At 59.4% G+C, this 22,064-nt stretch carries 23 protein-coding genes and 1 pseudogene; 14 read left to right on the top strand and 10 right to left on the bottom strand.

Annotation, left to right across the window (positions count from 1 at the left end):
- Positions 1–90: 90 nt before the first annotated feature.
- On the bottom strand, positions 91–1,299 hold the full coding sequence (locus tag JOE33_RS24660; protein WP_010431663.1) for an acetyl-CoA C-acyltransferase: 1,209 nt from the start codon (positions 1,297–1,299) through the stop codon (positions 91–93).
- A 174-nt stretch (positions 1,300–1,473) separates the two neighbouring features.
- Here JOE33_RS24660 and JOE33_RS24655 point away from each other — a divergent pair, with 174 nt between their 5' ends.
- Positions 1,474–1,953, top strand: coding sequence for an LEA type 2 family protein (locus JOE33_RS24655; protein ID WP_010431666.1), 480 nt, complete (start codon positions 1,474–1,476; stop codon positions 1,951–1,953).
- 129 nt (positions 1,954–2,082) lie between these two features.
- Entirely contained in the window at positions 2,083–2,961 is an 879-nt protein-coding gene (locus JOE33_RS24650; protein WP_187625484.1) for a glycoside hydrolase family protein, read from the top strand.
- 25 nt (positions 2,962–2,986) lie between these two features.
- Here JOE33_RS24650 and JOE33_RS26075 read toward each other — a convergent pair.
- A pseudogene (locus tag JOE33_RS26075) lies at positions 2,987–3,310 on the bottom strand (hypothetical protein); the annotation flags it as partial.
- A 554-nt stretch (positions 3,311–3,864) separates the two neighbouring features.
- On the opposite strand from JOE33_RS26075, the gene JOE33_RS24640 reads away from it, so the two are divergent.
- Entirely contained in the window at positions 3,865–4,107 is a 243-nt protein-coding gene (locus tag JOE33_RS24640) for a hypothetical protein (RefSeq protein WP_025990840.1), read from the top strand.
- The gene (locus JOE33_RS24635; RefSeq protein ID WP_187625485.1) at positions 4,104–6,845 is read left to right on the top strand and encodes a glycoside hydrolase family 3 C-terminal domain-containing protein; all 2,742 of its coding nucleotides are present in this window, start codon (positions 4,104–4,106) and stop codon (positions 6,843–6,845) included. The genes JOE33_RS24640 and JOE33_RS24635 overlap by 4 nt, the downstream gene beginning before the upstream one ends.
- Before the next feature lie 16 nt (positions 6,846–6,861).
- Here the strand turns inward: JOE33_RS24635 and JOE33_RS24630 are convergent, their stop codons facing one another.
- From JOE33_RS24630 to JOE33_RS24620, 3 genes are all read right to left on the bottom strand, one after another.
- Complete coding sequence (locus tag JOE33_RS24630; RefSeq protein WP_025990839.1) at positions 6,862–7,512, bottom strand: TetR/AcrR family transcriptional regulator; 651 nt, start codon at positions 7,510–7,512, stop codon at positions 6,862–6,864.
- Between the two features lie 22 nt (positions 7,513–7,534).
- On the bottom strand, positions 7,535–8,896 hold the full coding sequence (locus tag JOE33_RS24625; RefSeq protein WP_096126245.1) for an MATE family efflux transporter: 1,362 nt from the start codon (positions 8,894–8,896) through the stop codon (positions 7,535–7,537).
- Positions 8,897–9,015: 119 nt separating this feature from the next.
- Positions 9,016–9,270, bottom strand: coding sequence for a hypothetical protein (locus JOE33_RS24620; protein ID WP_003315380.1), 255 nt, complete (start codon positions 9,268–9,270; stop codon positions 9,016–9,018).
- 153 nt (positions 9,271–9,423) lie between these two features.
- On the opposite strand from JOE33_RS24620, the gene JOE33_RS24615 reads away from it, so the two are divergent.
- On the top strand, positions 9,424–9,741 hold the full coding sequence (locus JOE33_RS24615; protein WP_003400563.1) for a DUF883 family protein: 318 nt from the start codon (positions 9,424–9,426) through the stop codon (positions 9,739–9,741).
- A 93-nt stretch (positions 9,742–9,834) separates the two neighbouring features.
- Here the strand turns inward: JOE33_RS24615 and JOE33_RS24610 are convergent, their stop codons facing one another.
- Complete coding sequence (locus tag JOE33_RS24610) at positions 9,835–10,185, bottom strand: hypothetical protein (RefSeq protein WP_096126246.1); 351 nt, start codon at positions 10,183–10,185, stop codon at positions 9,835–9,837.
- 267 nt (positions 10,186–10,452) lie between these two features.
- Between JOE33_RS24610 and JOE33_RS24605 the strand changes: the two genes are divergently transcribed.
- The 7 genes from JOE33_RS24605 to JOE33_RS24575 all read left to right on the top strand — a co-directional run bounded on the left by JOE33_RS24605 (position 10,453) and on the right by JOE33_RS24575 (position 16,396).
- Positions 10,453–11,523: a M4 family metallopeptidase gene (locus JOE33_RS24605; protein ID WP_032612671.1), complete on the top strand. Its 1,071-nt coding sequence runs from the start codon at positions 10,453–10,455 to the stop codon at positions 11,521–11,523.
- A gap of 42 nt (positions 11,524–11,565) precedes the next feature.
- On the top strand, positions 11,566–11,865 hold the full coding sequence (locus JOE33_RS24600) for a protealysin inhibitor emfourin (protein ID WP_032612670.1): 300 nt from the start codon (positions 11,566–11,568) through the stop codon (positions 11,863–11,865).
- A 266-nt stretch (positions 11,866–12,131) separates the two neighbouring features.
- On the top strand, positions 12,132–12,761 hold the full coding sequence (locus tag JOE33_RS24595) for a paraquat-inducible protein A (protein WP_187625486.1): 630 nt from the start codon (positions 12,132–12,134) through the stop codon (positions 12,759–12,761).
- A complete protein-coding gene (locus JOE33_RS24590; protein WP_032612668.1) occupies positions 12,758–13,372 on the top strand; it encodes a paraquat-inducible protein A in 615 nt (204 codons plus the stop codon). The genes JOE33_RS24595 and JOE33_RS24590 overlap by 4 nt, the downstream gene beginning before the upstream one ends.
- Positions 13,365–15,044: an MlaD family protein gene (locus tag JOE33_RS24585; protein ID WP_032613025.1), complete on the top strand. Its 1,680-nt coding sequence runs from the start codon at positions 13,365–13,367 to the stop codon at positions 15,042–15,044. Before JOE33_RS24590 ends, JOE33_RS24585 begins: the two co-directional genes overlap by 8 nt.
- The gene (locus tag JOE33_RS24580) at positions 15,041–15,664 is read left to right on the top strand and encodes a PqiC family protein (RefSeq protein ID WP_096124830.1); all 624 of its coding nucleotides are present in this window, start codon (positions 15,041–15,043) and stop codon (positions 15,662–15,664) included. The genes JOE33_RS24585 and JOE33_RS24580 overlap by 4 nt, the downstream gene beginning before the upstream one ends.
- A 282-nt stretch (positions 15,665–15,946) precedes the next feature.
- Complete coding sequence (locus tag JOE33_RS24575; protein WP_032612664.1) at positions 15,947–16,396, top strand: helix-turn-helix transcriptional regulator; 450 nt, start codon at positions 15,947–15,949, stop codon at positions 16,394–16,396.
- Positions 16,397–16,429: 33 nt separating this feature from the next.
- On the opposite strand, the gene JOE33_RS24570 is transcribed toward JOE33_RS24575, so the two are convergent.
- Positions 16,430–17,338, bottom strand: a complete 909-nt coding sequence (locus JOE33_RS24570; protein ID WP_187625487.1) for a LysR family transcriptional regulator — start codon at positions 17,336–17,338, stop codon at positions 16,430–16,432.
- 112 nt (positions 17,339–17,450) lie between these two features.
- On the opposite strand from JOE33_RS24570, the gene JOE33_RS24565 reads away from it, so the two are divergent.
- Positions 17,451–18,287 carry a pirin family protein gene (locus JOE33_RS24565; protein ID WP_010428222.1) on the top strand — a complete coding sequence of 279 codons (837 nt, stop codon included), beginning with the start codon at positions 17,451–17,453 and terminating at the stop codon, positions 18,285–18,287.
- Between the two features lie 65 nt (positions 18,288–18,352).
- On the opposite strand, the gene JOE33_RS24560 is transcribed toward JOE33_RS24565, so the two are convergent.
- Positions 18,353–19,216, bottom strand: coding sequence for an aldo/keto reductase family oxidoreductase (locus tag JOE33_RS24560; protein WP_010428220.1), 864 nt, complete (start codon positions 19,214–19,216; stop codon positions 18,353–18,355).
- 125 nt (positions 19,217–19,341) lie between these two features.
- Here JOE33_RS24560 and JOE33_RS24555 point away from each other — a divergent pair, with 125 nt between their 5' ends.
- The gene (locus JOE33_RS24555) at positions 19,342–20,238 is read left to right on the top strand and encodes a LysR family transcriptional regulator (protein ID WP_187625488.1); all 897 of its coding nucleotides are present in this window, start codon (positions 19,342–19,344) and stop codon (positions 20,236–20,238) included.
- Between the two features lie 13 nt (positions 20,239–20,251).
- On the opposite strand, the gene JOE33_RS24550 is transcribed toward JOE33_RS24555, so the two are convergent.
- Together JOE33_RS24550 and JOE33_RS24545 are read right to left on the bottom strand one after the other, a co-directional pair.
- Complete coding sequence (locus JOE33_RS24550) at positions 20,252–21,781, bottom strand: sodium:solute symporter family protein (RefSeq protein ID WP_010428216.1); 1,530 nt, start codon at positions 21,779–21,781, stop codon at positions 20,252–20,254.
- Positions 21,778–22,038 carry a hypothetical protein gene (locus tag JOE33_RS24545; RefSeq protein WP_032612653.1) on the bottom strand — a complete coding sequence of 87 codons (261 nt, stop codon included), beginning with the start codon at positions 22,036–22,038 and terminating at the stop codon, positions 21,778–21,780. Before JOE33_RS24545 ends, JOE33_RS24550 begins: the two co-directional genes overlap by 4 nt.
- Positions 22,039–22,064 lie beyond the last annotated feature (26 nt).

Here is a 22,064-nt window from a genome sequence, read left to right as displayed (position 1 = left end):
GATAAATATCCTTTTTATTTAAATAAAAATTTCAGCGGCCTTTATCATAATCAACATTCATTTATCAGGATAAGAAGTTGATTAATAAGATTAATCCAGAATTTCAACCGCTATTGCGGTCGCCTCGCCGCCGCCTATGCAGATCGCTGCCATGCCACGCTTGAGCTGTCGATGCTGCAACGCTGCCAGCAGCGTCACGATGATCCGCGCCCCCGAGGCGCCGATCGGATGTCCGAGCGCGCAGGCACCGCCGTTGACATTGACCCTCTCGTGCTCAAGGCCCAGCTCTTTCATCGCCACCAGCGGCACTACGGCAAACGCCTCATTGATCTCGAACAGATCGACGTCGTCCAGGCTCCAGCCTGTCTTGCCCAAAAGGCGTTGAATGGCGCCTATCGGCGCCGTTGGAAACAGCCCCGGCTGGTCGGCAAACGCAGCATGCGCATGAAACACCGCCAGAGGCCGCAAGCCGCGCCGCCGAGCCTCGGACTGACGCATCAACAGCAGCGCGGCTGCGCCGTCGGAGATAGAACTGGCGTTGGCTGCGGTGACCGTACCGCCCTCGCGAAAAGCGGGTTTGAGCGTGGGAATCTTGTCCGGACGCGCCTTGGGCGGCTGCTCATCGTGGGTGATTTGCCTCGACTCTTTGCCCACGGTGACTTGCACCGGCACGATCTCGGCGTCGAAATGACCTCCGGCAATGGCCCGTTGCGCACGAGCCAGTGAGGCCAGGGCAAACGCATCCTGCGCCTCGCGACTGAAACCGTTTAGCCCGGCGCAGTCCTCGGCAAAGGTGCCCATCAGCCGGCCCGGCTCATAAGCATCCTCCAGTCCGTCGAGAAACATGTGATCGAGCACCTTGCCGTGCCCCATGCGATAACCGCTGCGCGCGCGGTCCAGCAGGTAAGGCGCATTGGACATGCTCTCCATGCCGCCAGCCACCACCACTGCAGTGCTGTCTGCCAGCAACAGGTCATGGGCCATGATTGCGGTCTGCATGCCGGAACCGCACATTTTGTTGACCGTGCTGCACAGCGTCGCATGGCTCAGCCCGGCACCCAGTGCCGCCTGTCGAGCAGGTGCCTGACCAAGACCTGCCGGCAGAACACAACCAAACAGCACGTGCTCCACATCTGCAGGCTCGATGCCTGCGCGCTCGACAGCGGCGCGGATGGCGATCGAACCCAGGGCGGTGGCGCTGAGGCTCTGCAGGTCGCCCTGAAAACCGCCCATGGGCGTGCGCACGGCACTGACAATGACCACGGGGTCTTGATGAGGGGGTGTCCTTTCGATGGACATGGCTATCTCCAGTCTTGTTTTTATAGGTACGGTGGAATCATCAACCTGCTGCCTTGCTGACGCAATGGTTGAGGCAGGCAGATTAGCCGCTATCCCGGCATCGTGCCCGACGCGACGAATCTCTCACCACCGGCGAGGTCTGAAGATCACTGAACCTGACGCTGGAGCACACGAATGTCGCTACGCCTGATCCGCGCCCTGCTCTCGGGGCTGCTCATCCTCGGCTTGAGCGCCTGTGCGCTGATTCCCCATCGAGACCCGCTGGCGATCAGCGTCGTGGGTATCGAACCCATCCCCGGCCAGGGCCTGGAACTGCGCATGGCGGTCACGTTGCGGGTGCAGAATCCAAACGAAACCGAGATCAACTACAACGGCGTCGCGCTCGACCTCGACGTGAACGACAGGCTGCTGGCCTCCGGGGTGAGCAACCAGAAAGGCACTGTAGGACGCTTCTCCGAGGCGATGCTGGTGGTGCCGGTCAGCGTGTCGGCATTCGCTGCCTTGCGCCAGGCACTGGGGCTGAGTCAGAGCCAGCGCCTGGACAACCTGCCCTATACGCTTCGCGGCAAACTGGCCGGCGGTCTGTTTGGTACGCTGCGCTTCAGTGACAGCGGCACGCTGGATTTGCGCCAGGCAGAAGGAGATCCCTGGTAACGCGCCATGGCGGGTGGTCATGCCTGTCCGGGTCTGGCAGGGTAAACAGGGCGATACAGGTGGCATGCTTTCTGCTGGCTGACTGCAGCGCATGCTCTGCGCCTTCTCACTCTCAAGGAAGATTTGCCAATGACCCCACAGAACCCGTCAGCACGTTTTTTCCCGATCTTTCTGGCCCTTGTGACGCTGATGCTCAGCCTGTGCATAGCACCGGCATGGGCTGCAGAAAAAAGCGCCAAGCGCGGCATCGCCTATGACATCGCCCTGCCCGCCGACCTGAGTGCGTTATCTTCGGGCGTGAGCTGGTGGTACAACTGGAGCCCCAGGCCCCATGACCGTCTGGCGTCGTACGATTACGCCTCGATGTACGGCATGGATTTCATCCCGATGGTGTGGAACGGCAATGTCGACGACGGGCAGTTGAAGCAATACCTGCTGGCTCACTCAGCCATCCGCTATTTGCTGGTGATCAATGAGCCCAATCTGCTCGACCAGGCCAATATGACGCCCGAAGCGGTGGCCAGCTTCTGGCCCAGGCTGGAACAGATCGCCGCTCAGACCGGCGTAAAACTGGTGGGGCCAGGCATGAACTGGGGAACCATGCCGGGCTACGGCGACCCGGTCGTGTGGCTCGATGCCTTTTACGCGGCCTATCGGTCCATGAATCAGAACCGCGACCCGCGGATCGATTACCTCGCTTTTCACTGGTACGACTATGGCTTGCCAGGGATGCTCGACCGACTGTCGAAGTACGGAAAACCCTTCTGGGTCACCGAGTTCGCCAATTGGCACGCCCTGGATGACGGAGCGCAGATTGATTCAGTCGACAAGCAGAAGCGGCAGATGGCGGAAATGGTCGCCACCCTCGAGCAGCGCCAGGACGTATTCAGATACGCCTGGTTCACGGGCCGGATGAACCCCGACCCGCACTTTTCCAGCTTGCTGGACGCTGAGGGCAAGCTGACTGAACTGGGCCAGTATTACCTGTCGCTGCCATACAATGAGTAACCACTCGCGGCTCTTCGCAGCCTCTTAGCGAGGCTGCTCCGATCTCGGTCAGACCGCTGATGATGTGCTGGGTGTAGGGAAATGACTGATCGGGCTCCAGGACTCTTGTCGAGATCAACAGCCCTTCCCTGACCAGCGTGTCGACGGTTTCCACACAGGCATGGATTGCCGGAGCGCTTGAATAAGCGCGCACCAGCTCCCTGTAGATCTGACCGAATGTCAGTTTTTGCGGTTTGCTGAAGCACAGGCGACCGACGATGCTCAACACCGCGAGGTCCACCCGCTGTTTTCCGTCACTCACCACTATTGCCTTTAACGAAATAAAAATGACGCACCATAGGCTGATTATTCCTATCGCCCTTGTGCCATCTGTACATGGCAAAGGTTGATCGGTAATGCACAATTTCACGTCCAGTTTTAATGGAATACATATTAAGGGCGTCGTTGATTAATGTTCACTCCAAGCGGTGAAAACCCCTTTAAGCGTTCATTAATTCATGTGGACATCCCGATACTTTCTCTTAAAGAGTCAGCCTTTAAAACGGGCACGAACCACGAGGATGCGAAGCTTACCAGCTCACTAAACCTAACGACAATTAGGTTTATTAAAAAACAATAAAAACCTAAAATAATGGAGTTTTTTGGCTTTTAATGTCTTAAAAACGGCAAATTTACCGATTTTATTCGTTAAATAATGCCTAAATCCTCCGACCTCATCTGGAAAAACCATATGATGGCCATATGTCATCATTTATTAAAATCTCCATTCCCCATACTTTAGCGACCTGTGAACTGTTTACTGTCGCGCTAGACTGAGTGTTCAGCCGAGCCCTGCGCCATTGCAACAGCCGTCCGTTTTTATCCTGCAAACCATCAATCGAGAGTCAATCGATGACTAGATCAATGCTGTCTGTTTTCAGTGCAGTACTTCTGTGCGCGCAAAGTGCCTTAACGTTCGCCGCAGACTCAACTTCCAGCACAAATACCACTGGGTCCGATCAACAGATCAGGACCCAGGTGGAAGCCAAACGCGACCAGCTGTCAGGCGCCGACAAGATCAACCCGGCCCGACAACAGAGTTCGTCGTCCCTGCTCGATGCCCCGGTGGACACCAACGACGCCCCTGCCCAGGCACAACGACCATGAACAACCTCAATCAACCGATCACATCGACCGGAAGGACACTTGTCTTGTCAGCCTTCAAACAGACGCTGGGCCTGAGTCTGCTGACGTTCAGCGTCCTGCAGGCCAACCTTGCACTCGCCGCCGTAACCCCGGCGACCGGCAACGAAGTCGAAGCGCGCGTCAGCTCGATTCTCGACAACATGAACCAGTCGGAAAAGATCAACTTCACCCGCGTCAACGACGGTCACATGATCCCGTCGCTGCTCAAGTGGGGCATCAAGGGCACCGTGGCGTATGACTCGTCCATGGGCGTGCACGTCAACAACGCCACGTTCGGCGCTCAATACCCTTCGCAGTCTGCGCTGGCAGCGACCTGGAGCATCAACCGAGCCAAGGAATTCGGCCTGGCCATCGCTTATGAGACACGAATTTCCGGCGGTCAGCAGATGCTCTCGCCAGGCGTGAACCTTTACCGGACGCCCTACAACGGCCGTTCGGCAGAATACGTCAGCGGTGAGGACCCGTTTCTCGGCGCCGTGCTGGCACCGGCTATCGTCAACGGCATCCAGGCTCAGGGTATCCAGGCCAGCGGCAAGCACTACTTGGCCAACGAGCAGGAAGCCAATCGTCAGGCGGTCGACGTCAAGGTCGACGAGCGCACCCTGCGCGAGCTTTATCTGCCAGGCTTCGAGTCGATGGTGAAGAACGCCAATGTCGCCTCGATCATGTGCGGCTTCAACAAGGTCAACGGCGACTACGCCTGTGAAAACCACCACCTGATCACTGAAGTGCTCAAGGGCGAATGGGGCTATCAGGGCATGGTCATCAGTGACTTCAACGCCATTCATGATGCCTTCAAGGGCGCGTGGGCCGGTACGGACATCGACATGCCCTCCGGCCTGCAATTTACCGAAGCCAATCTCCTGCCCTACCTGTGGAGCGGGCAACTGACCCAGAACGTGATTGACGACAAGGTCAAACGCAACCTTCGCGGCATCGTCAGCTACGACTTCCAGGACAACCTCAACACTGCCAAGACCCTGGAGCATCCGGAATACGGCATGCGCGCCGCACTGAATACCGCGCGCGAATCCATCGTGTTGCTGCGCAACGAGAACACCGCTGCCGGCAAACCGCTGCTGCCGCTGGAGCGTTCAGCGAAAATCGCCGTGATCGGCAACTGGGCGCACGACGTACCGGCATCGCCTTTCGGCACCGCTAACTCACCACCCAACAGCTACGTGACCGAGCTGAGCGGTTTGCAGCAACTGGCATCCAGCAGCAGCGATGTCACTTATCTGTCAGAGATGAGCCTGAACCCCGCGAGCTCGGTGTGGTATCAGCCAGCAACCGGTGACAACGGGATCAGCAATGCCGGGGTAAAAGCCGAATACTTCTCCAACACCAGCTTTTCCGGTGACCCGGTGCTGACGCGTGTCGAGCCCGGTGTGAACCTGAACTGGACCACCGGCAGCAACGTGACCAACGCAGGCAGCACGGCGGTGTCTGGCTTCAGCCCGACAGCCGGGGCTTTCTCGGCGCGCTTTACTACCACCATCAAGCCCACCATCTCGGGCGCTCAGGCATTCAAGGTGCGTGCGGATGGCCCTTACAAACTCTGGGTCAACGATGAACTCATCGTGCAGAGCGACGGCGTGCCTTACTCGGGCGATGTGGTGAATGCGCTGACCACGTCGGGGAAAACTGCGGCGTTGTCGGCCGGCAAGACCTATACCGTGAAACTGGAATACCAGCGCGTACAGGGCAATTTCATCCCTGCACTGGGCGGCCTGACAGGCGTACAGATGAGCTGGGCTGCGTTGCGTCCGCCAAAGGACCTGTCGAAATACGATGCGGTGGTGGTGGCGACCGGTACCACGTCTGAAAACGAAGGCGAAGGTTCCGACCACGGCTTCGACCTGCCAGACCAACAGGCTGAACTGATCAGCTTCGTCGCCAAGGCCAATCCCAACACCATCGTCGTCATGCACGGCGGTGGCGTGGCCAACATGCAGCCATGGGCGAACAAGGTCGGCGCCACGCTGCAAGCCTGGTTCCCGGGCCAGCAAGGCGGTCAGGCACTGGCCGAGATTCTCTACGGCAAGGTCAACCCGTCCGGCAAGTTGCCGGTCACGATCGACAAGAAGATCGAGGATAACCCGAGCTATGCCTCCTATCCGGATCCAGCGGCCTATCGCGGCAGCAACCCGCTGACCGAAATGACCTACAGCGAAGGCCTGTACATGGGTTATCGCGGGTATGACAAGAAACACGCCAAGCCGCTTTATCCGTTCGGTTACGGCATGTCCTACACCACGTTCAGCTACAGCGACCTGAAACTGTCGACCAACGTGCTGACGCCAGGCTCGACGATCGACGTGAAATTCACGGTGACCAACACCGGCGACAAGGCAGGCTTCGAGGTGGCGCAGCTGTATGTGCAGCCGGTCAAACCTGCTGTGGACCGTCCGGAGAAAGAGCTCAAGGGCTTCACCAAGGTGTACCTGCAGCCGGGCGAGAGCAAGACCGTCAGCGTACCGATAGACTCGCGCTCCCTGGCTTACTACGTCGACAAGACGGCAAGCTGGGACGTCGATGCCGGCAAGTTCAAGATTCTCGTCGGCGCGGATTCGGAGAACCTCACGCTCAACAGGACGCTGATTACCCTGTACCCGGAAAAACTGACCACTCGTGACAGCAACCCGCTGCCCTTGCCACTGCGCAAGGCAGTCCAGGTCAGCGCGGCACAGACCTACTGATGCACCCCGTCAAGGCTCATGGATGAGCCTTGATATCCCTTCCCAATCGCTGCACGTAGATATCGAAAACCGCCATGACATCCACGTCCTGGGGGCTTCGCAGCCACTGAATCTGCAAGCCGTCCATGACCGAGAAGATCTCCTGGGCCAAGGCTTTGACATTGATATCGCCGCGCACTTCCCCCGCCTCGATCAACGCCTGCAAATGACCGCGCGCGTGTTCGTGGGTCAGCTGGAATCGTTCAAGGTGCCAGGCCCATGCCGGGTGCGCCTTCGACAGGCTCTCGGTATTCATCAGCAGCGCTGCCTGACACTCCTCGGCATTTTCGATACTGAAACTCATGCTCAGTTTGAGAAACTTCAGAAACCCTTCAAGCGTCGGCTCGGTGACCAGATCCTGAAAGCGCGACGTGACACGCTGGTCCCTGCGTTCCAGCAAGGCCGCGAGCAATGCTTCCTTGTTGGGGAAGTGGTGCAGCAGCCCGACCGTGGTAATACCGGCAAGCAGTGCAACCTCGCGCATCGACGCACTCGAATAGCCGTCTCTGGCAAAAACAACGGTAGCGGCGTCCAGCAAGGCCTTTCTGCGCATGTCTCCCTTGGGTGCGCGGCGACGCTTGGGTGGGGGCGTTTCTGCGGATTCATTCCCTGATTCTTCGATAACCATAAAAACCTGATAACGCCTTGATTCAATGTGCCCCGATGCTCATGACCGGGGCCCTGCTGGTAAAAAACCGTTTCGCCGTCAGCGACGCCGTGGTGATGGAGACCAGCGCAATGATCGCATTGCCGGTAAACATGCCGGGCAAGGCACCACTGCTGCCGAACCAGTGAGTTCCGGCGAAGACGAACGGCACTGTACCCGCCGTTGCCCTGAGCCAGGCAAATACCGCGACCCACCACGACCTGTTCATAGTCATGAACACGGCGATGGCGACGAAATCCAGACCAATCAGAACCCAAAGACCGCCGCCCCACAGGCAAAAGGTCATGAACACGGCGCGGGCTTCGTCCCCCAGTTGGTAGAGGTCGGCAATCATGCCACCACAGAGCACCAGCACCAGCCACACAGCCAGCCCGTAACAGACCACCAGCCGCCGGGTGAAAATGACCGCAGAACGCACACGATCATCCCGGCTCGCACCAATGTTCTGACCCAGCACCGGAGCAAGCGCCCCAGGCAGGGCAAAAAAAGCGCAGTACGAAAACTGTATGACCCGATCCAGCACCGTCATCGCGGCCAGGGCCGGGGTGCCGAATGCCGACAGCGAGGCGACAAGATAAGCCAAACCGACGGGTGTCGCCAGATTTGCCGCCATCGCCGGGAGCGCCAGCCTGAAGGTATGCCGTGCATGCAGGCGCAACAGTTTCAGATGGCGCGTGAACACCATGCCTATCCGGCTGCGCACCCAATACAGCCCGATGGACGCGGAAACGGCCGCCGATACGGCGAACGCGATGCCTGCACCGTCGAGCCCCAGGCCGAGCCCGAAGATGAAAAACGGGTCTGCCACTGCCAGCGTGGCGGCAGCGGACAGCACGACGCCCATCGCCCGACGGTTGTCACCAATGGTTCTGAGCATCTGCGCCGACATCTGCATCACTGCCTGCAACGCCGTAAAAGGCAGGGTCAGCCAGATAAAACTGCGCGCCGCCTCGTAAGTGGCCGCCTCGGCGCCCAGCCATCGCGTGATAGGCACGATAAACGTCAGCTGCGCGGCGGCGGCCAGACCGCTGACTACGATCACCATGAGCATCAGGCTGCCGGTGAGCCTGGGTATCGATCTGGCCGCCCGATGGCCGACGCGCGCGGAAAGCACCGAGGCTGCGGCGATGATCAGGCCGGTTGCCAGCGCGCCGTTGAAAAACATCAGGACCTTGGCAATGCCGACCGCCGCCAAGAGCACGGGGTCATGCAGCATCGATACGTAGACCAGCGTGAGAATGTCGACCAGAAAGACGGCGAACAGACTCAAGGCACTGGCACTGGCGGTGACGACGATATGGCGCGCTACGCTGCCCTGGGTAAATCTTGCACTGGCTTCGGCCATCAATATTCTCAAAAGGCCTGACGGGCCAGGAAGGCAAGACTCCCTTACCAAGATACCCTCACGCTAAAACGTGAAGAACGATCAGCGCCGGATTGTCGGGTCGCTGTCGGCCGGTGCTGCTACCTGCTCGCCGCCATCAAGCGATTCACTTCACTGCGAACCATGTTGGCGTATTCCGGCGGACTCATGGTGTCCAGCTCGGACCGAACCCACTCAGACCACTTGCCCTTGCGCTTGGCGCGCTCGCCCATCAAGCGTGCCGCCTCGCCCTTGGCCTTGCCCAGATTGCTCTGCCACAGTTCGAACAGTCGGGATTTTTCGTCTTCCAGAGCGGTACGTTCGGGGAGCGGCCGATTGGCCAGATTGAAACTCATCACAGTCACCTACGGCTAAAAACGGCTGCATCTTACACCCGTAAGGGGCATTGCTTGCAGAGTCTTGCGTCGGGTCATTCAAGCAATTGCAACTTTTCAGGATGCGCGAGACTCCATTGAACACTGTTGCAACCACTTGAAAGGAATACACCCATGGCTCGTAAGACCCCTGCTCAGCAAGCTGCCGATCAAATCAAGGATCAGGCATTCAGTGACCTGCAGGCACTGATCGAAGAATCCGACAAACTGCTCAAGGAAAGTGCTGCTCTGGTTGGTGAAGAAGCAGAGACATTGCGCGCGCAGTTGAGCGTCAAGCTCAAGCAGGCACTGGACTCGATGGCCAGCGTTCGCGACCGCACCAAGCCGGTTGTTGAAGCGACCGAAACCTACATCGGTGGTCACCCATGGCAGACCGTGGCTATTTCTGCCGGCTTTGGCCTGGTAGTCGGCCTGCTGCTGGGTCGTCGTTGATCGACTGATGAACGGCATCGCGGGCCAGGTTGCCGGCCCGCGATGCCGATGCAGTAAAGCGTGATGAATAAGGTGTAAATCCGGCGAGCGCCCTTATCGGGTGTGCTGTACCACCGAAGGCTCGGCAAAACGGTGCGACTTGGTCACCTTCGCCTGTAACGCCACGCGCTCTTCCTCGGCCTTGGCCTGGCTTTCATAAGGCCCTATCAATACCTGCTGTTTACCGTCCACGTCCACGATGACCGGGGCATAACTGCGCTCGAGCAACCAGGCACTGGTATCGCTGACCGCCTCGCGCGAGTTCATCTGAATGAACCACTGCGGCGTAGAGACCGGGGCAGTCGCTGCAGCCTCCTGTACTTTCTCCCTGGCGGGCGCACGCGAACCGCCTGCATCGCATCCGGCCAGAGCCAGTACCACTATCATCATTACCGTCTTGCGCACGTAGGTTTGCTCCTCGTCTGAAGTGGCGCGAGTCTAACATCGCGGCGCGGCCCGTTGATCACCTGTGTCGAGGTGTCGCACGCCCTCTGGAATGACGTGAAGTACCGGCGATACGGGGGTATCACCACATCGGGCCGGTTTGGCGGCAACCGCCGATCATGTAATCAGATATTTCGTTGCATATAAACGCCACAGGAAGTGTCACACGACTGCGACCATGTTGATCGGTGGCTTGCCGCCATCGGTGCATTAGTACAGGAGTTCATCATGTGCGACGACCGAAATCCCCTGCATTGTTTCATTCCGCCTTACATGCTCGAGCGTATGGCGCAGTCCCCCAAGTCTCTGGTCAGCGCCAGGGCGATTGCCAACCTGACGAGCAGCTCGGCGTTTCTCGCCTCTCGCCTGACCGCCCGAACCATGCCGTCGATGCACGCGATCAAATCGCCTGACGGGCGAAAGCACCGCGTGATTCATGACGCCAAGGGCACTGACGATCTCCCCGGCGTGGTGGTGCGCAAGGAAGGCCAGGCAGCGACGGGCGACAAGGCAACCGATGAAGCCTACGATGGCTCGGGCGATGTCTATGATTTCTATGCGCAGCTGTTCGAACGCAATTCGCTGGACGACAGTGGCATGTCGCTGGTCTCGACCGTGCACGTCGCCGAAGTGGATTTCAACGGCGAGCATGTACCGCTGAGCAATGCCTATTGGAATGGCAGCCAGATGGCTTACGGCGATGGTGATGATCTGGTCTTCAAGCGCTTTACAGGCAGCCTTGAAGTGATCGGCCACGAGCTGACCCACGGCGTGCAGAGTTTCACCTCGAACCTGGACTACCGCGGGCAGTCCGGGGCCTTGAACGAGCACTTCGCCGATGTATTCGGCATGCTGGTGCGCCAGTGGAAACAAGGCACCAGCGCCGCCGAGTCGGACTGGGTGGTGGGCAAGGAGTTACTGGTGCCCGCCCCGACGCGACGAGGCATTCGCGATATGGAAAAACCCGGCACTGCGTATTCCAACGATCCGGATCTGGGTGATGATCCGCAACCCGCGACGATGGCCGACCTGTATACCGGTGCCAAGGATCGCGGCGGTGTCCACATCAACTCGGGCATTCCCAACCGGGCATTCGTGCTGGTGGCCAAGGCGCTGGGCGGAAATGCCTGGGAAGTGGCGGGCAGAATCTGGTATGAAACGATGCTGGCGCTGGCCTCCGACAGTCAATTCGTCGATTGTGCCAAGGCCAGCATAAAAATAGCCTCGGACCCGCGCTTCGGCCCCAAAGCCAAGAAAGCCGTGCAGGCGGCCTGGAAAGAGGTCGGTGTAAAGGTATAGGCGAGGCATAACCGTCGCATAACCACCACAAAGGTGCTTGAAATGAAGGTCTGTCTAGTGCAATCCGGCGGTTTTGCAGGTGCAGTCAAACGCTGTGAAGTCGATACAGCCACCCTTGAACAGCCCGAAGCCGAGCAGTTGCAGAGGCTGGTGAGCGATAGCGGCCTGAACCAGTCCAGCAGTGCTTTCAATGATGAAGCGCGGGACCTGAATCAGTACGAAATCACCATCGAGGATGACGCCAGGGAAATCTGCCTGACGTTCGACGAACACAACGTGCCTGCATCTGCCCGCCAGTTGCTCGGCTTTCTCAAGCAACGCGTCAAACCCGGCAAGCTCTGAGACAGGCTTTTGCCAAAGGACTCTGGCAGCAGCGATGCCCTTTCGTCGACAGATGGAGGGTATCGCTGCTACCGGATTCGCCACCATCCTCCGCGCATGGAATAATGGCGCAGTGACATGTGAACCACCCGGAACCCTGGCGGTCAATGATTTGTACCGATCCGCTAGCGCTGACCGTACAAAAAAAAACGCTTCACGCTGCCATTAACGAGGTATCTTTTCGTGCCGCGCGTTCTTACCTCCTTACCTCTGCATCAATGGCGTCGATGAGCACTGTGCATCCTATCGAACACTCTTCAGGCCTGATCATCTGTGAGCACTGCGACTCGCTCTACGAAGCCCATCCTCTGCAGCCCGGGGAGGCAGCATTCTGCCTTCGCTGCGAGGCACTGCTCGGTCGTGGCCATCGAGTCACGATAGAACAGCTGCTCGCGTTGACCATCGCCGCAGCCATGCTTTTCGTATTCGCCAATCTGTTCCCGGTCATCAGCATCAATATGAAGGGCCTGTCCAACGAGGTCACACTCTGGCAGTCGGTCGAAGCCCTCGCTCAAGGGCGGATCACGATCATTGCCCTGGTGGCCGGCCTGTCGATCATTTTTGCCCCGCTGTTGCAGATCCTCCTGCTGTTCTGGGTGCTGGTACATGCGCACAAGGGCATCGTCGCACCCGGCTTCAGAACCTGCATGCGCGCCCTGGAGCACTTGCGCCCGTGGAGCATGCTCGAAGTGTGCATGCTCGGCATTCTGGTAGCGATCATCAAACTGTCCGGGATGCTCGACGTACACCCCGGCGTCGGACTCTGGGCCATGGCCATGCTGATGGTGCTGATCCTGCTGATCGCCAACAAGGATATCCGCCGGCTGTGGGATGAACTGGGAGTGCAGCCGCAATGAACGGCATCCCCTTCGCCCATGAACACAAGCTGTGCCTGTGCCACACCTGCGGTTACGCCTGCCAGGAGGACGCTACGCGCTGTCCGCGCTGTGACTCTCCGGTACACAGGCGCAAGCCCAACAGCATCAGTCGCACCTGGGCCTATCTGATTGCCGCGCTGATTTTCTATATCCCGGCCAACGTACTGCCGGTGATGTACACCAACCTGCTGGGCAACCGCAGCGAAAGCACAATCATGAGCGGCGTCATCGAGTTTTTCGAAAGCGGCTCCTGGGACATCGCCATCCTGATTTTCGTCGCCAGTGTTCTGGTGCCATGCATCAAGTTTCTGGTGCTGGGCATGCTGCTGATCACCTGCCAGCGTCGCAGCACCTGGGCCATGCGCGAGCGCGCGCGCCTGTACCGCTTCATCGAACTGATCGGTTACTGGTCGATGCTCGATGTGCTGGTTGTGGCCCTTGTGGCGTCTCTTGTTCAGTTTCGTGAGCTCAGCACCATCGAGCCGCGAATCGGTATTCTGTTTTTTGGCTTGGTAGTGGTGATGACGATGTTCGCCGCCATGAGTTTCGATCCCCGGCTTATCTGGGACGCAGAGGTTGAAGATGTCTGACAGTACCCTCCCCCCGCCTGCTTCAGTGCCACGCCCTGAAGTCAAACGTCGTCGCCTGCGTGTCTCGCTGATCTGGCTGGTGCCGATCGTTGCCGCGATCATTGGCATATCCATGGCCTTGCATGACTGGATGAACATCGGCCCCAGAATCACTGTCAGCTTCCTGACAGCCGAGGGTCTGGAAGCCAACAAGACCCAGGTCAAATACAAGAACGTGGTCATCGGCATGGTCACGGATATCAGCCTCAGTGACGACCGCACGCATGTGCTGGCCAACATCGAGCTGAACACCAGTGCCGCACCGTTTACGCGGGTCGACAGCCAGTTCTGGGTGGTGCGCCCACGCATCGGCGCACATGGGGTATCGGGTGTGGATACGCTGCTTTCGGGTGCCTTCATCGGCGCCGATGCGGGCAGTTCCGAGGAAACCAAGACCAGCTTCACCGGCCTGGAAACGCCGCCGCCGGTGACCTTCGGCGAAAAAGGCAAGCGCTTCACGCTGCACACTGACGATCTGGGCTCGCTGGACATCGGCTCACCGATCTACTTCCGCCGCATTCAGGTCGGTCAGGTAGTGGCCTATGACCTGTCCAAGGACGGCCGCGGCGTCGACATCCAGATTTTCATCAATGCTCCGAACGATCAGTACATCACCACTGACACACGCTTCTGGAACGCCAGCGGTGTCGACATCACCGTCGGCGCCTCAGGGGTCAAGGTCAATACGCAGTCCCTGACCTCGATCATTTCCGGTGGTATCGCCTTTCGCGAGCCGAACTGGAGCCCGGACTCGAAGCCGGCGGACGAGAACGCAGAATTCAAGATATTCGATGACCAGACCACGGCGATGGCACCTCCCGACGGCGAGCCACGCTACATCCGCATGCGTTTCAATCAATCGCTTCGCGGTCTGACGGTCAATGCGGCGGTAGACTTCCTCGGCGTCAACATCGGCAAAGTGGTATCGGTCGACCTGGATTACGACCCGGCCACCAAGACCTTCCCCGGTATCGTTGGCGCAGTGATCTATCCCAAGCGCCTGGGCGCGGCCGAGTCCAAGCTCAAGGAACTCGGCGGCTCGGGTGATGAAGAAGAACAGTCTGCCCGGGTATTGGGCGCCTTCGTGGCCAATGGTCTTCGTGCCCAGGTGCGTAACGGCAACCTGCTGACCGGTCAGTTGTACATTGCCATGGAGTTCGATCCAAAGGCACCGAAGGTAGCGTTCAACGCCAAGGCCCGACCGCTGGAAATTCCGACGGTGCCGGGCAGCTTCGACAAGCTGCAGGAGCAATTGCAGGCCTTCGTCGAGAAACTCAGCAACCTGCCGATCGACCAGCTGGCGGGCAACCTCAACGGCACCCTCAGCGAGTTGCAGAAAACCCTCAAGCAAGTCAACAGCAGCGTGTTGCCGCAGATGCGTGGCACCTTGCAGCAGGCCGAGAAAACCCTGGGGACTGCAAACGACTCGTTCGCCGAAGATTCACCCGCGCGTCAGCAACTGGGCCAGGCCATGGATGAAGTGCAACGTACCGCACGTTCGGTACGGGTCCTGACCGACTTCCTCAGCCGCCACCCGGAATCGCTGATTCGCGGCCGCACGGGCGACGCAGCGCCACGTTCGTTCAACGCCCCGTCCTCGTCCCGAGCCATTGATCCGGAGCCAAAACAATGACCTTGCGCCTGAAACTGATGGTACTTGCCGCAGCACTGGGCCTGGGTGCCTGCACATCGACGCAGACCCACTACTACACGCTGATCGCACCGATGGGCGCGACCAGCACTGCCGCCAGCAAACCCATGCCGTTCCAGTTCGAAATGCTGCCGGTGATCATGCCGGTGCAGGTCGACCAGCCACCGCTGGTGGTTCGTCAGGGTAACGGCAGCCTGGCGATTCTGGACACCGAACGCTGGGGTTCCCCCCTGGGCGACGAGTTTCACGATGCGCTGACCCCGCAGCTGGAGCGTCGCTTCGGCAGCCGCGACATGGCCGGTTTGCCAAAGAACAGCGATCAGCCAACGCTGTCGATCCGTACGGACGTAAGGCGCTTCGAGTCGATGCCCGGCAACTACGCGCTCATTGATGTGGTGTGGACACTCGGGCTTCGCGATGCCGGTGCCACGGCGGGTAGCAAACGGCAGAGCCTGACCTGCAGCAGCGTGATCCGCGAGCAGGCCGGTGATGGCATGGAAAATCTCATCATTGCCCATCAGAAAGCGGTGGCCCAGTTGGCCGACAAGATCGCCGCCACGGCCGCGAGCTGGACCGCACAGCGCTCCTCGCGCTGCCTATAAGCCTGTCGGGAGGTCTGCGCAAAAGACCTCCCGTTTTCAACGCCTTCAGCCTGAAACCGTTGTGCCAGCCACTTGGACGTCGTTGCTCAAAGCGTTCAATTCGGTACAAAATGTATCACCCTGCCGGATTCCTACGTACACTCTGCCATCTGTCTGGCACGTTAGTACCTGATCGAACTGAACACGCAACCTCTCGCCTTCGTCGGGATGTCTGATCAGTCGACGCCAGACACGCTTGTTAACCCCGACTGTAGCGGTGCACAGTTTATCGAGGACAAACGGATGACAGGGATCGGACCGCGGCTTAAAAAGGAACGTTTGCGCCTCAAACTTTCGCAAAGTGCGCTGGGCGCGATAGGTGGCGTGGAAACCAACGCTCAGGGCAACTACGAAAATGGCGTCCGCTCTCCCCGTGCGGATTATCTGTCCAGCATTTTCGATGCCGGAGTGGATGTTGCCTATGTGGTCACCGGCCTCAGTGCTACGCGCATTGTCCCCGCTGTCATAACAACGGACAGTCAGCGCAGCGCCCCGCTCAACCGCGTCGTCGAACGCTTGCACGGCAACCTGCACGATGTGACCCAGAACCTGTACCACTTCACCCGCCTGATCGAATCGAACGCAGGCGCTGGCCAAGTGGACAGCAATCAGCTGGAAAACATCAAGAACGACGCCGAAGCGATCACCGTCGCCACCGTCCGGCTGATCTACATGACGTCGCGAATCAAGTAACTCGCACGTATCGCGTGCCGCCAAGGCGGCTCATTACGCCGGAAACGCCTTGTCCCTGAGTTTGTCCATCACCAGCGCAATGAATGCCGACACCGCGGGCGGCAGATGCTGTCGGCTGGGGTAAAGCACATGCAGACCATGGCTGGTGCGCTGGTACTGCGTCAGTACCGGTACCAGTCGGCCATCCTGCAGATCCGAGCGGATCAGCGTCGCGGGCAACAACGCGATACCGAGCCCGGCAAGGGTCGCCTTGCGCAACGCCTGCGCGGTGTTGGCATTGAACCGGCTGGCAATGTGCACCTCATGCATCTTCGCGTCCGGCCCGAGCAACCGCCAGGCAGTGACGCCACCGCGATGCGCGGCGCTGACACAGTAATGACTGTGCAGGCTCTGCAAGGAATCAGGCATGCCATAAGCGGCAATATAAGCCGGACTGGCGACCATCGTGTCATGGGCTTCATCGATCAGTTGCCGCCCTACGTACCCAGAGTCCTGCAAGGGGCCACCCCGAAAGGCGATGTCCAGCCGGTCAGCGATCAGGTCAGCGTGATCATCACTGAGCACGAACTCCAGTTGAACACGCGGGTAACGGGCGAGAAAACCGGCCACCCAGTCCATCGAGAAAAAGTCGAAGAAATCAGCCATCGCTGCGATACGCACCAGGCCGCCCGGCTCATCACGCCCTGAAGCAAGTTGTTCTGCGGCTTCCATCACCCCGTCGACGGCACCCACGCAGCGGCCGTAGAAATCCTCTCCGGCCTGAGTGAGCACCAGCTTGCGCGTTGAGCGCTGCAACAAGCGAGTGTCCAGTTGCATTTCCAGTTGCTGAACCCTGCGGCTGATCGTATTGGACGGCATGCCCAAGTGCCTTGCTGCCTGGGCAAAACTGCCGCTGCGCACTACCTGCACGAACAGCGCAACATCGTTGAGATCGAAGGTCACGCCCGTATTCCTCGTATTTATGGATCAGTCCAAGCCAACTATACCGGCTAATCAAGCAATCGATTGACGCTTATTCTTTGCGCTCAGGCATCAAGACCCAGAGGAGAACGCCATGAACAGCATCGTCAGCATTCGGCCACGCGCCATCGTCCATCGCACGACCGGCAGAACCCGCGGGCCGATCACGCGACTGGTGAGCCCGGGCGATCTGGGTCAATTACTGAAGCCTTTCGTGTTTCTCGATCGAATCGGCTTCACGTCCGAGCCGGGGAAAACGGGATTCGGCATGCACCCGCATTCGGGTATCGCTACGCTGACCTACATGATCGAAGGCGAACTGGCCTATGAAGACACCACCGGCAAATCCGGAGTACTGCCCAGCGGCGGTGTGGAATGGATGAGCGCCGGCAATGGCGTCTGGCATGATGCCCAGCCAATAAGCGGTTCGGCTGTCAGGGGCTTTCAGCTATGGGTCGCGCTGCCCGCCGCGCGGGAGAACGGCCCTGCGCAAAGCGTTTACCTGTCGGCAGCGCAGGTTGCGCAACAAGGCCCGGCAAAAGTGCTGCTGGGACGCTACGGCAACTCACAAAGCAGCCTGCCAGCGCCGGAAGACATGAATTATCTGGCCGTACATCTCAAAGATGGCGAGCACTGGCGCTACACACCGCCCGCTGGTCACACCGTGGGCTGGCTGGCAGTCAACACCGGACAGCTCGACGCAAGCGGTCCGGTCGACGCGGGTGAACTGGTTATTTTCGAGGACTCGGATCGCCCCATCGACATCGTCGCCAAGGGTGATACCCACTTCGTGCTGGGATCGGCAGTCAAGCATCCGCACGACCTGGTCACAGGTTACTACTCGGTACACACCAGCAAAGCCGCACTCATTCAGGGTGAGCTGGAGATAGAACGCATCGGCGCACTGTTGCGCGAGGAAGGCAGGCTCTGATTGACCAGCAGCCTGTAAACAAACCCACCCGAAAACATCAGGTGGGTTGCTCAACAGATATTCCCCTAAGCAACACTATCAAGCTCGGCCAGCAGCTCCGGTGCAATAACCAACTCGCTGGCGGCAAGATTTTCACGCAAATGAGCGATGGAGGACGTGCCCGGAATCAGCAGAATATTGGGCGCACGTTGCAGTAGCCAGGCCAGGGCGACACACAGCGGCGAGGCATTCAGGCCAGCGGCCACTCGAGTCAGGGTTTCCGATTGCAGGGGTGAAAATCCGCCCATGGGGAAGAACGGGACATACGCAATGCCCTGCTCGCCCAGCTCTGCAATCAACGGCTCGTCATGGCGGTGGGAAAGGTTGTAATGATTCTGCACGCAGACAATCTCGGCAATTCCCTGCGCCTGCCTGACTTGCCGGGCCGTGACGTTACTGACCCCGAGATGACGGATCAAACCCTGGCGCTGCAACTCGGCCAGTACCGTCAACGGCTCCTCGATGGAGCCTTCTGCAGGCGAATGCTGCTCACCCCATGCCCGGAAGTTGACCACATCGAGCACCTCCAGCCCGAGGTTCTTCAGATTGTCGTGAACCGCCGCGGTCAACTGTGCCGGGCTGGACGCAGGATTCCATGAAGCATCCGCGCCGCGCACTGCGCCGACCTTGGTGACGATCAGCAGGTCATCCGCGTAAGGGTGCAGCGCTTCGCGAATCAGCGCATTGGTGACATGCGGGCCGTAAAAGTCTGCGGTATCGATATGGTTGACCCCCAGCGCGAGGGCTTCGCGCAACACGGCCCGGGCACCCTGCGGATCTTTAGCAGGACCGAACACCCCAGGCCCGGCCAACTGCATCGCGCCATAGCCCATGCGGTTGACGCGATGGCTGCCCAACAGGAATGTACCCGCCTTGTTTGCATGACTCATTTCGTGCCCCTTGATCCGATGTGTGTTCCTCACTATAGGCATTGAGCACTGTATTGATAATCAGGCGTAATCGGCACAACCTGTACGCCTGAGCGAACACTGAGCAGAACAACGGGGCCACACTAATGACTACCGATATTCAGGACCTGCTGGCCTTCGTCGCCGTGGTCAACGCCAGAGGCTTTCGCGAGGCCGCGCGGCTCAGCGGCAAATCCGCCTCCAGCCTCAGCGACGCCATTCGCCGTATGGAATCGCGACTTGGGGGACGGCTGCTGAACCGCACCACGCGCAGCGTGGCTCCGACAGAGGCTGGCGCCAAGCTTATGGAGCGTATCGTGCCTGCGCTGGGCGAAGTGGAGGCTGCCCTGGATGTGGTCAATGACTTTCGCGATCGCCCCTCGGGCACTCTCAGGCTGAACGTTCCGGTCAGCGCCGCCCGGCTGGTGCTGCCGTCGATCATCACGCCGTTCCTGCAGACCTACCCCGACATCCGTCTGGAGGTGGTTACCGAAGAAAGCTTTGTCGACATGCTTGCCGCCGGGTGCGATGCCGGCATTCGCTACGACGAGCGCCTCGAGCAGGACATGATCGCGGTGCCCATCGGCCCGAGGTTCCAGCGTTTTGCAACGGCTGCGTCACCGGCCTATCTGCAGGCCAGAGGGCGCCCCGAGCACCCGCGAGATCTGCTCGCGCATGCCTGTCTGCGAGGAAAATTCCCCAGCGGGGTCATACCGCTGTGGGAATACGAGCGGGACGGCGAAACCGTCAAGGTTGACCCGACAGGCCCTCTCACCGTAAGGATAGGCGGTGCGTTCGATCTGACTGTGCAGGCCGCCATCGACGGGCTGGGCGTTGTTCATCTGTTCGAGGACTGGCTACGCCCTCACCTGGACAGCGGCGCACTGGAACCGATACTCGAGCCCTGGTGGCAGCGCTTCACCGGGCCGTATCTGTACTACCCGGGGCGCCGTTACCTGCCCTCACCGCTGAGGGCTTTCATTGACTTTATCAATGCACGCTGAGCCGCAGGCGGCATCAGCTCATCGCCACAACCGGACCCACGCCACGACGCGCTGGCGCCGCCATGGCGAACAACTCATCGACGCGTCTGATTTCATCCGCACTCGGTTTGATGGCAACGGCGCAGGCAACAAAGATCCCCGCATTGAAGATCAGACCGACGATGCCGCTGGTCAACGAACCCAGTGCCGGAATGTCATCCGGGTAGATCGTGGTCAGCACGATGGCGATCACAATCCCCACCAGCATGCCGGCAATCGCGCCCTGCTTGTTGCCATGACGACTGAACACGCCGAAAAACAGCGGCACGGCCAACTGGATAATGCCCTGATAGGAAATCTGCGCCAGCAATTGCAGGCGGGCATAGTCGAAGGTCAGGTAAGCCAGCAATGAGGCCGCCGCAATGAACACCACCATGCCGACCTTGGCGAGAATGGTCTTCTCGCGATCGCTGCGCGGCTTGCTCCAGGTCGCCAGGTCATTGGCGAACTGCGTACCGCACACCTGCACGCAGCCGTCGACATGGCCAATGCTCGCCGCCAGCACGATCATGATTGCCACGCCGAGCAGCCAAGGCCCGCCGATGTCGAACAACGACAGGAACCAGCCGTGTTGCGGATGAGCCGCGACGTTCGGGTCCTGGCTGATTGCTGCCGCAAAGAGCATCAGAATGCCGTAGAAGCCACCGACCAGCAGGATGGTCAGCAGCGTGCCCTTCTTCACCGAGCGCACGCCGCTGGCGGTGTAAATGCGCTGAAAGCTCATCGGCCAGCACATCGAGCCGATCACGCCGGTAAAGATCAGGCTGAACATGTACATCGGCCCGTAGGTACTGCCAGTTCCGCCAGGAATCACCAGCATGCTGGCGGGCAACTGCGACAGATTGCTGAACGAGGCCTGCGCGCCGAACAGCAGGAAGATGCACAGCGCGGCGCACAGCACATAGGCAATCAGGCCCTGATACATGTCGGTCATGATCAGGCCGCGCATGCCCATGCTCACCGTCCAGTACTGACGAATAAGGATCACCACCACGCCCACCAACAGGCAGGTGGTCACACCCCAACGACCGAAGCTGGCGAACTGAAAAAGCGTCGCGAGGGCCTGAATTCCCATCACCACCCAGGGGAACACTGAAATGATGCCGATGATCGAAGCAATGCGTTTGACCACAGGACTGTTGAAGCGCATGCCCAGCAAATCCGGCTGGGTGGTCAGGTTGAAGCGCTTGCCCCAGGTCCAGGCACGATTGGCCATCAGGTACATGGCGGTCACGCCCAGCGTGGCGTAGACCATGCCGTAAAAGCCCAGCGCGCCACCGACCGACAAGGCGAAAAACGCCGTGAACGTCGCGCCCGGCCACCAGGAGTTGGTGTAACACATGGCGATGAACCACGGCCCGTAGGAGCGACCGCCCACCGCGTAATCGGAAAAACTCTCGCTCTTGCGGTTCGTCGCGTACAGCACCGCAATCATGCCCGCCAGAAATACACCGATCAGGCCGAAGGTGATGTAAAGATCCGCAACCGTAGTCGTACTGATCATTGCCCGTCCCCCTCTTGTGGAATTTCACCCAGCAGCGACTCGACCACGTAGAGCATCCACAGGCCCAGCCCCATGAGCACCGCGATCAGAATCCAGTAGAAGATCGGCAGCGGAATACCCAGCACCAGCAAGGTACTGCCGCTGACCTTGAGGTAAAACGGCGGAAACAGCGCCATCATCAACAGCGCGAAGAAGTACAGGCCAAACACCAGATTCTTCAGGCGGCCGGGGGTAGAAAGGGACGGAACGTTACTCATGGAGTGCTCCTTGAATTTCAGGATCT

Source organism: Pseudomonas sp. PvP027 (assembly GCF_017833005.1).
In the GTDB taxonomy this organism is placed as follows: domain Bacteria; phylum Pseudomonadota; class Gammaproteobacteria; order Pseudomonadales; family Pseudomonadaceae; genus Aquipseudomonas; species Aquipseudomonas congelans.
This window is presented reverse-complemented; position numbering and strand designations above follow the sequence as displayed.

Bases quoted from the DNA above. Each gene is read 5' to 3' on its own strand.
- JOE33_RS24660 (WP_010431663.1), bottom strand. From the start codon at position 1,299: ATGTCCATCGAAAGGACACCCCCTCATCAAGACCCCGTGGTCATTGTC.
- JOE33_RS24655 (WP_010431666.1), top strand. From the start codon at position 1,474: ATGTCGCTACGCCTGATCCGCGCCCTGCTCTCGGGGCTGCTCATCCTC.
- JOE33_RS24650 (WP_187625484.1), top strand. From the start codon at position 2,083: ATGACCCCACAGAACCCGTCAGCACGTTTTTTCCCGATCTTTCTGGCC.
- JOE33_RS24640 (WP_025990840.1), top strand. From the start codon at position 3,865: ATGCTGTCTGTTTTCAGTGCAGTACTTCTGTGCGCGCAAAGTGCCTTA.
- JOE33_RS24635 (WP_187625485.1), top strand. From the start codon at position 4,104: ATGAACAACCTCAATCAACCGATCACATCGACCGGAAGGACACTTGTC.
- JOE33_RS24630 (WP_025990839.1), bottom strand. From the start codon at position 7,512: ATGGTTATCGAAGAATCAGGGAATGAATCCGCAGAAACGCCCCCACCC.
- JOE33_RS24625 (WP_096126245.1), bottom strand. From the start codon at position 8,896: ATGGCCGAAGCCAGTGCAAGATTTACCCAGGGCAGCGTAGCGCGCCAT.
- JOE33_RS24620 (WP_003315380.1), bottom strand. From the start codon at position 9,270: ATGAGTTTCAATCTGGCCAATCGGCCGCTCCCCGAACGTACCGCTCTG.
- JOE33_RS24615 (WP_003400563.1), top strand. From the start codon at position 9,424: ATGGCTCGTAAGACCCCTGCTCAGCAAGCTGCCGATCAAATCAAGGAT.
- JOE33_RS24605 (WP_032612671.1), top strand. From the start codon at position 10,453: ATGTGCGACGACCGAAATCCCCTGCATTGTTTCATTCCGCCTTACATG.
- JOE33_RS24600 (WP_032612670.1), top strand. From the start codon at position 11,566: ATGAAGGTCTGTCTAGTGCAATCCGGCGGTTTTGCAGGTGCAGTCAAA.
- JOE33_RS24595 (WP_187625486.1), top strand. From the start codon at position 12,132: ATGAGCACTGTGCATCCTATCGAACACTCTTCAGGCCTGATCATCTGT.
- JOE33_RS24590 (WP_032612668.1), top strand. From the start codon at position 12,758: ATGAACGGCATCCCCTTCGCCCATGAACACAAGCTGTGCCTGTGCCAC.
- JOE33_RS24585 (WP_032613025.1), top strand. From the start codon at position 13,365: ATGTCTGACAGTACCCTCCCCCCGCCTGCTTCAGTGCCACGCCCTGAA.
- JOE33_RS24580 (WP_096124830.1), top strand. From the start codon at position 15,041: ATGACCTTGCGCCTGAAACTGATGGTACTTGCCGCAGCACTGGGCCTG.
- JOE33_RS24575 (WP_032612664.1), top strand. From the start codon at position 15,947: ATGACAGGGATCGGACCGCGGCTTAAAAAGGAACGTTTGCGCCTCAAA.
- JOE33_RS24565 (WP_010428222.1), top strand. From the start codon at position 17,451: ATGAACAGCATCGTCAGCATTCGGCCACGCGCCATCGTCCATCGCACG.
- JOE33_RS24560 (WP_010428220.1), bottom strand. From the start codon at position 19,216: ATGAGTCATGCAAACAAGGCGGGTACATTCCTGTTGGGCAGCCATCGC.
- JOE33_RS24555 (WP_187625488.1), top strand. From the start codon at position 19,342: ATGACTACCGATATTCAGGACCTGCTGGCCTTCGTCGCCGTGGTCAAC.
- JOE33_RS24550 (WP_010428216.1), bottom strand. From the start codon at position 21,781: ATGATCAGTACGACTACGGTTGCGGATCTTTACATCACCTTCGGCCTG.
- JOE33_RS24545 (WP_032612653.1), bottom strand. From the start codon at position 22,038: ATGAGTAACGTTCCGTCCCTTTCTACCCCCGGCCGCCTGAAGAATCTG.